The sequence below is a fragment of the Streptomyces sp. 549 genome (genome assembly GCF_030124175.1).
Taxonomy (GTDB): Bacteria; Actinomycetota; Actinomycetes; order Streptomycetales; family Streptomycetaceae; genus Streptomyces.
This window is the reverse complement of record NZ_JASKMT010000023.1, coordinates 83,401-89,400: the sequence shown is the minus strand read 5'-3', so window position 1 is coordinate 89,400 and position 6,000 is coordinate 83,401. Positions and strand designations below refer to the sequence as shown.

Annotated in this window: 6 protein-coding genes; 3 read left to right on the top strand and 3 right to left on the bottom strand. The window is 74.1% G+C overall.

Features of this window, described 5'->3' with window-relative positions; translation table 11 throughout:
- Nucleotides 1-58 precede the first annotated feature (58 nt).
- Together QNO07_RS21895 and QNO07_RS21890 are read right to left on the bottom strand one after the other, a co-directional pair.
- The gene (locus QNO07_RS21895) at nucleotides 59-1,060 is read right to left on the bottom strand and encodes a Gfo/Idh/MocA family protein (RefSeq protein WP_283993944.1); all 1,002 of its coding nucleotides are present in this window, start codon (nucleotides 1,058-1,060) and stop codon (nucleotides 59-61) included.
- A gap of 76 nt (nucleotides 1,061-1,136) precedes the next feature.
- Entirely contained in the window at nucleotides 1,137-2,093 is a 957-nt protein-coding gene (locus tag QNO07_RS21890) for a MerR family transcriptional regulator (RefSeq protein WP_502961905.1), read from the bottom strand.
- A gap of 153 nt (nucleotides 2,094-2,246) precedes the next feature.
- Between QNO07_RS21890 and QNO07_RS21885 the strand changes: the two genes are divergently transcribed.
- Genes QNO07_RS21885 through QNO07_RS21875 form a run of 3 tightly spaced genes read left to right on the top strand, consistent with a single transcriptional unit; the run spans nucleotide 2,247 to nucleotide 5,622 of the window.
- The gene (locus QNO07_RS21885; RefSeq protein ID WP_283993943.1) at nucleotides 2,247-3,794 is read left to right on the top strand and encodes a flavin-containing monooxygenase; all 1,548 of its coding nucleotides are present in this window, start codon (nucleotides 2,247-2,249) and stop codon (nucleotides 3,792-3,794) included.
- Entirely contained in the window at nucleotides 3,791-4,738 is a 948-nt protein-coding gene (locus QNO07_RS21880) for an alpha/beta fold hydrolase (protein ID WP_283993942.1), read from the top strand. Before QNO07_RS21885 ends, QNO07_RS21880 begins: the two co-directional genes overlap by 4 nt.
- Complete coding sequence (locus QNO07_RS21875; protein ID WP_283993941.1) at nucleotides 4,735-5,622, top strand: SDR family oxidoreductase; 888 nt, start codon at nucleotides 4,735-4,737, stop codon at nucleotides 5,620-5,622. The genes QNO07_RS21880 and QNO07_RS21875 overlap by 4 nt, the downstream gene beginning before the upstream one ends.
- A gap of 104 nt (nucleotides 5,623-5,726) precedes the next feature.
- Here QNO07_RS21875 and QNO07_RS21870 read toward each other — a convergent pair whose 3' ends face one another.
- On the bottom strand, nucleotides 5,727-5,936 hold the full coding sequence (locus QNO07_RS21870; RefSeq protein WP_283993939.1) for a hypothetical protein: 210 nt from the start codon (nucleotides 5,934-5,936) through the stop codon (nucleotides 5,727-5,729).
- Nucleotides 5,937-6,000: the final 64 nt, after the last annotated feature.

Sequence of the window (6,000 nt, the reverse complement as noted above, 5' to 3'; positions counted from 1 at the left end):
ACTCACCGGCGGCTACCAGGCACCGAGTCTGCCAGCGCGGCTCACCCGGTAGCTCCCATTAGGTGGTGAGGCGGGGGCGGGGTGGCAGGCCGGCGGCGCGGTAGCAGTCGTCGATGAGTGCCATGGTGTCCACGGCGTCGTCGGTGTCGAGGGGCAGCGGGACGCCTTCGCGCAGGTGCGCGGCGAGGGCGTCCAACTGGTGCGCGTACGTGGGGCGGCGGCCGGTCTCCTCCACGCGGGTTCCGGCCTCGGTGGTGACCTCCAGGCGGTCGTCCAGGTCCGGCTGGATGAAGTTGTGGACCGTGGCCTCGCCACGCGACCCGGTGACGTGCAGCTCCCACTCGACGGCGTCGGCCGCCATGTGGCAGCGGGCCGACGCGGTGGCGCCGCCGGGGTAGACCAGGTCGGCGTCGAGCCATTCGTCGACGCCCGGCCGTCCGGCCCGTTCGCCGGCGCGTGCGGCCACGACGCGGGGGGCGCCGCCGCCCCACGGGGCGAGCCGGCGGGCCACGTGCAGGCCGTAGCAGCCCAGGTCCATGAGCGCGCCGCCGGCCAGCTCCAGCGACCAGCGCGGGTCGTTGTCGTCCGGTGCGGGGATGCGCAACGCGACCCGCACCTCGCGGAGTTCGCCCAGCTCACCGGAGGCGAGCACGGCGTGCAGCCGCTGGTTGACCGGGTGGAAGTGGTAGTGGAAGCCCTCCAGGACCGTGACCCCGGCCTTCTCGGCGGCGTCGCGCACCTCGGCGGCCTCCTCGGCGTTGGAGGCGAACGGCTTCTCCGTCAGGACGTGCTTGCCCGCCCGCACCGCGGCCAGGTTCCACGGGCCGTGCAGGCCGTTCGCCAGCGGGTTGTAGACGACCTCCACCTCCGGGTCGGCGATCAGTTCGGCGTAGGAGCCGAGGGCCCGCTCCACGCCGTGCCGGGCGGCGAAGGCCTCCGCCCGGCTGCGGTCGCGGGCGGCGACCGCGACGAGGCGGTGCCCGATGAGGCGGGCCGGTGCGACGAGGGCGCTCGCGGCTATGCGGGACGCGCCGAGCACGCCGATGCGCAGGGGTTCCATGCGACTGCTCCTGAGCTGGGGTCCGGGAGGGACGGGAGAGGGGGTGCCGAGGGGGACGGGCAGGAGGGCGGGGCCGTCAGGTGGATTCCGGGTCCGCCTCCGTCCCCGGGCCGCCCAGGCGGCGGGCGCGCAGCCAGGCTTCGAGCGCGGTGCGGACCTTGCGGTCCAGCGCCATCGACAGCTCCGCGTCGACCACCTGCTTGGTGTACGGGCGCAGCCGCTCGGCGGCCTGGGCGATCAGTTCGGGGTCGCGGTCGGAGGCCAGCAGATGGGTGCCGATCAGCTCCGCGAAGGTGTCGGCGATGGCCTCGACGTGGGCGCGCACGTCCCGTCCGGCGTCGAGTACGGCGGCCAGCGGGACGCCCTGGTGGACGAGGGCCGACGAGGCCTCCAGCAGGCGCCGGCTGACGTGCACCAGGTCGTCCCCCTGCACCGCGAGGTAGCCCAGTTCCAGGGAGGTGGACAGGTTCTGCGCCGACTCGTGCCCGGGGAAGTACGCCGCCAGTTCCTCCGGGGTGAGGCGGACGGGTTCCTCCTGGGAGAACGGCGGGGTCAGCGCCTCGTCCATGCCGAGCAGTTCCGCGGTGCTGCGCGAGTCGCGGCCCTTCTCGAAGGCGGCGAGCAGGTCGGCGATGCCGCCCAGGGTGTGCCCGCGGGCGAGCAGGGCGTTGATGCTGCGCAGCCGGGCCAGGTGGTGGCCGTTGTACCAGGCGACGCGGCCGGACCGCCGGGGCGGAGGCAGCAGCCGGCGCTCCCGGTAGAAGCGCAGGGTGCGGGTGGTGATGCCGGCCGCCTCGGCCAGCTCCGCCGCCCGGTACTCGCGCCCCTCCTCCGGACCGCCACCGCCGTCGATGCCGCCATCGCCGCCGTCGCCGTCGCTGCCAGCGTTCCTGCCACGACCGCCGTCCGCGCCGTCCGCGCCGTCCGCGCCGTCGGCCGCGTCGGCGCGGTCCGGCTCGGGTGCGTGTGAGTCCGGTTGCGGCTGCTGGTCCTGGTTGCCGCCCTGGCCGGTGTACGTGTCGGAAGTCCCCACTCCGCCACCCTATGCCGGATCGCACACCGGCACGCCGGGTGCAACCGCCGGTAACTTTTGCGCCCGCGCCCTCTACCCACGAGTACGTGCCTGCCCTACGCTGCAAATGTGCCAGTGATTGCTGGCATGGTTTCGTAGGCCTCGGGAGGCGGCATGACCGAGCACGAGCGTGCGCGGGAGCACGTGCGGGTGGCGGTGATCGGGTCCGGATTCGGCGGTCTGGGCGCGGCAGTGCAACTGCGCCGGAGCGGCGTCACGGACTTCGTGGTCCTGGAGCGCAGGGAGGCGGTGGGAGGCACCTGGCACGACAACACGTACCCGGGGTGCGCGTGCGACGTGCCGTCGCACCTCTACTCGTTCTCGTTCGCCCCCAACCCCGAGTGGCCGCGCAGCTTCTCCGGGCAGCCCCACATCCGGGCCTACCTGGAGCGGGTCACCGACACCTTCGGGCTGCGCCCGCACCTGCGGCTCAACTGCGACGTGCAGCAACTCACCTGGGACGGTGACGAGTTGCGGTGGAACATCACCACCAGCCAGGGCCCGCTCACCGCCGACGTGGTGGTCTCCGCAACCGGCCCGCTCTCCGACGCCAAGATCCCCGACATCCCCGGCCTCGACGGCTTCCCCGGCCGGGTCTTCCACTCCGCCCGCTGGGAGCACGACTTCGACCTGCGCGGCAAGCGCGTGGCCATGGTCGGGACGGGCGCGTCCGCCATCCAGATCGTGCCGGCGATCCAGCCGGAGGTCGGCCGCCTCACCCTGTTCCAGCGCACCCCCGCGTGGGTCATGCCGCGGGTGGACCGGCCGATCAGCGGACCCGAGCGGTGGCTGCACACCAGGCTGCCGGTGACGGGTGCGCTGCGTCGGCAGGTGCTGTGGGCCGTGCGGGAACTCCAGGTCAGCGCCTTCACCAAGCACCCCGAGCGGCTCGGCCTGGTGCAGCGGCTCGCGGCCCGCCACATGCGGCGGGCGATCACGGACTCCGAGACCCGGCGCAAGCTCACCCCCGACTACCGCATCGGCTGCAAGCGCATCCTGCTGTCCAACAGCTTCTATCCGGCGCTGGCCCAGGACAACGTGGACCTGGTCGCCTCCCGGCTCGCCGAGGTCCGCGGCAGCACCGTGGTGGCCGCCGACGGCACCACCGCCGAGGTCGACGCCATCGTCTTCGGCACCGGCTTCCACGTCACCGACATGCCCATCGCCCGCAAGGTGAAGGGCGCCGACGGCACGACGCTGGCCGAGGCGTGGAAGGACGGCATGGAGTCGCTGCGCGGCGCCAGCGCCGCCGGCTTCCCCAACTTCCTCACCGTCATCGGGCCCAACACCGGACTCGGCAACAGCTCGATGATCCTGATGATCGAGGCCCAACTCGCCTACCTGACCGACTACGTCAGGCAGCTGGACATGCTCGGGGGCCGGGCCGCGCTGGACGCCAGGCCCGAAGCGGTCCGCACCTGGAACGTCCACCTCCAGGAGCGCATGAAGCGCACCGTGTGGAACACCGGCGGCTGCGACAGCTGGTACCTGGACGCCAACGGGCGCAACACCACCGTCTGGCCGGGCACCACCGCGGAGTTCCGCAGGGCGACCCGCAGCATCCGGCTGGAGGAGTACCGGGTGCTGCGCGCACCCGAAGCCCGAGCCACCGCCCCGGCCGCGCGGGCCGGGGCCGCAACCGAAGGAGAGGCTGCCGCATGAGCCGCCGAAAGCGCACCGTGACCGGCGTGTACGCGCCGCTCGAACCGTCCCGGGTGCTGACCGCGGTGTCACCGGACGGCTCCCGCCTGCACACCGAGGTGCACGGCCCGGAGGACGGCCCCTCGGTGGTGCTCGCCCACGGCTGGACCTGCTCCACCGCGTTCTGGGCGCCCGTCGCCCGGCGGCTCGTCGAGGACGGCCACCGGGTGGTGCTGTACGACCAGCGCGGCCACGGCCGCTCCCCGGCGCCCGAAGCCTGCGGGTACAGCACCTACGCGCTGGCCGACGACCTGTGCGCGGTGCTCGAGGCAACCCTGGAGGACGGCACCCCGGCGGTCGTCGGCGGCCACTCCATGGGCGCCATGACCATCATGGCCGCCGCCGGCCGGCCGCAGCTCGCGCAGCACGGCGCCGCGCTGATGCTGTGCAGCACCGGTGCGCGACGGCTGCTCGGTGAGGCCCGGGTGCTGCCGTTCCGCGGTCTCGCGGCGCGGACCCGGGCCCACCGGCTGCTCATGGGGTCCAGGGCCCCGATGGGGCCGGTGACCGCCCTGTCCCGGCGGGCCCTGCACTACGGCACGATGGGGCCGGGCGCCTCACCCGAGCAGGTAGAGGCGTGCGCCCGCATCGTGCACGCCTGCCCCCGGCCGGTCCGGGCGTCGTGGGGCGCGGTGCTCGGCGCGCTCGACCTGTCGGCGAAGCTGCCCGGCCTGACGGCACCGACCGCCGTCGTCGCCGGCACCCGCGACCGCCTCACCCCGTCGCTGCACGCCCGTGAACTCGCCGAGGCGCTGCCGCACTGCACCTCGCTGCACGAACTGGAGGGCCTGGGCCACATGACGCCGATCGAGGCACCCGACCGGGTGGCCGACGTGCTGCGCGACCTCGTCGAGGACCACGTGAAACGCCCCGGCCGGCTCCAGACCCTGAGGGGGCGGTCATGACCCGGCACGACCTGGACGGCCAGGTCGTGGTGGTCACCGGCGGCGCCCGCGGCGTCGGGGAGCTGCTGGCCCGGCGGCTCGCGGCGCGCGGCGCCCGCCTCGCGCTGGTGGGACTGGAACCCGACGAGCTGAAGAAGGTCGCCGGGTCGCTGCCCGGCGACGCCGCGCACTGGCACGCCGACGTCACCGACCACGTGGCGATGACCGAGGTGGCGCGGGAGGTCGGGGAGCGCTTCGGCAAGGTCGACGTGGTCGTCGCCAACGCCGGGGTCGCCCAGGGAGGCCCGTTCACCGACACCGACCCTGACGCCTGGCGCCGCGTCATCGAGGTCAACCTGATCGGCAGCGCGGTCACCGCCCGCGCCTTCCTGCCGCTGCTCACCGCTTCCCGCGGCTACCTGCTCCAGGTCGCCTCGCTCGCCGCGATCACCGCGGCCCCGATGATGACGGCGTACTGCGCGTCGAAGTCCGGCGTGGAGGCGTTCGCGCACGGCCTGCGCGCGGAGGTCGGCCACAAGGGTGTGCGGGTCGGTGTGTGCTACCTGAGCTGGACCGACACCGACATGGTGCGCGGCGCCGACCGGGACGAGGTGCTGCGGGACGTGCGCCGCCGCCTGCCGTGGCCGGCCAACCGCACCTATCCGCTGGGCCCTGCGGTGGACCGGATCGTCGCCGGCGTGGAGCGCCGCAGCCACCACGTGTACGCGCAGGGGTGGTTGCGCGGCATGCAGGCCGTCCGCGGCTACCTGCCGCCGCTGCTCGGGCTGGTCGGGCAGCGCGAGGTGGCACGGATGGAACCGCGGCTGGCGGCGGCCGGCGGGGCCCGGCGAGGACTGGTCGGCGCGGGCGGAGAAGCGGACGAACGGGAGCGCGGCCGACTCTGACCCGTCCGCGCCGACCGGACGGCCGTCCGGCCCACGGGTCCGGGCGGACCGCGCAACGCCGCGCGGGGCGCACCCCGTTGAGGGGTGCGCCCCGCGCGGTGGTGTCAGCGCTGGTAGCGCTCGCGGGTGTCGTTGGCGCGCTCGCGCGCCTCCTGCGTCATGTCCCGCCGGCCCGGCTTGGTGCGCTTCTGCTCCCGGTCCCGGTCCTGGTCGGGGGTTTCCTTCGACGTCTTCTTGTCGCGGTCCTGCATCGCGTCCTTGGCCTTCTGGGCCGCTTCCTGCGCCTTGTCCTTGAACTGGTCTGCCATACCCATGGGGTTCTCTCTCCATCGTCTGGGGGGCGGTTTCGCCTCGATCAGACTGACACGGTCCGACATA

What these genes read in the sequence shown, in the direction of transcription:
- QNO07_RS21895 (WP_283993944.1), bottom strand. Translation starts at nt 1,060, where the DNA reads ATGGAACCCCTGCGCATCGGCGTGCTCGGCGCGTCCCGCATAGCCGCG.
- QNO07_RS21885 (WP_283993943.1), top strand. Translation starts at nt 2,247, where the DNA reads ATGACCGAGCACGAGCGTGCGCGGGAGCACGTGCGGGTGGCGGTGATC.
- QNO07_RS21880 (WP_283993942.1), top strand. Translation starts at nt 3,791, where the DNA reads ATGAGCCGCCGAAAGCGCACCGTGACCGGCGTGTACGCGCCGCTCGAA.
- QNO07_RS21875 (WP_283993941.1), top strand. Translation starts at nt 4,735, where the DNA reads ATGACCCGGCACGACCTGGACGGCCAGGTCGTGGTGGTCACCGGCGGC.
- QNO07_RS21870 (WP_283993939.1), bottom strand. Translation starts at nt 5,936, where the DNA reads ATGGGTATGGCAGACCAGTTCAAGGACAAGGCGCAGGAAGCGGCCCAG.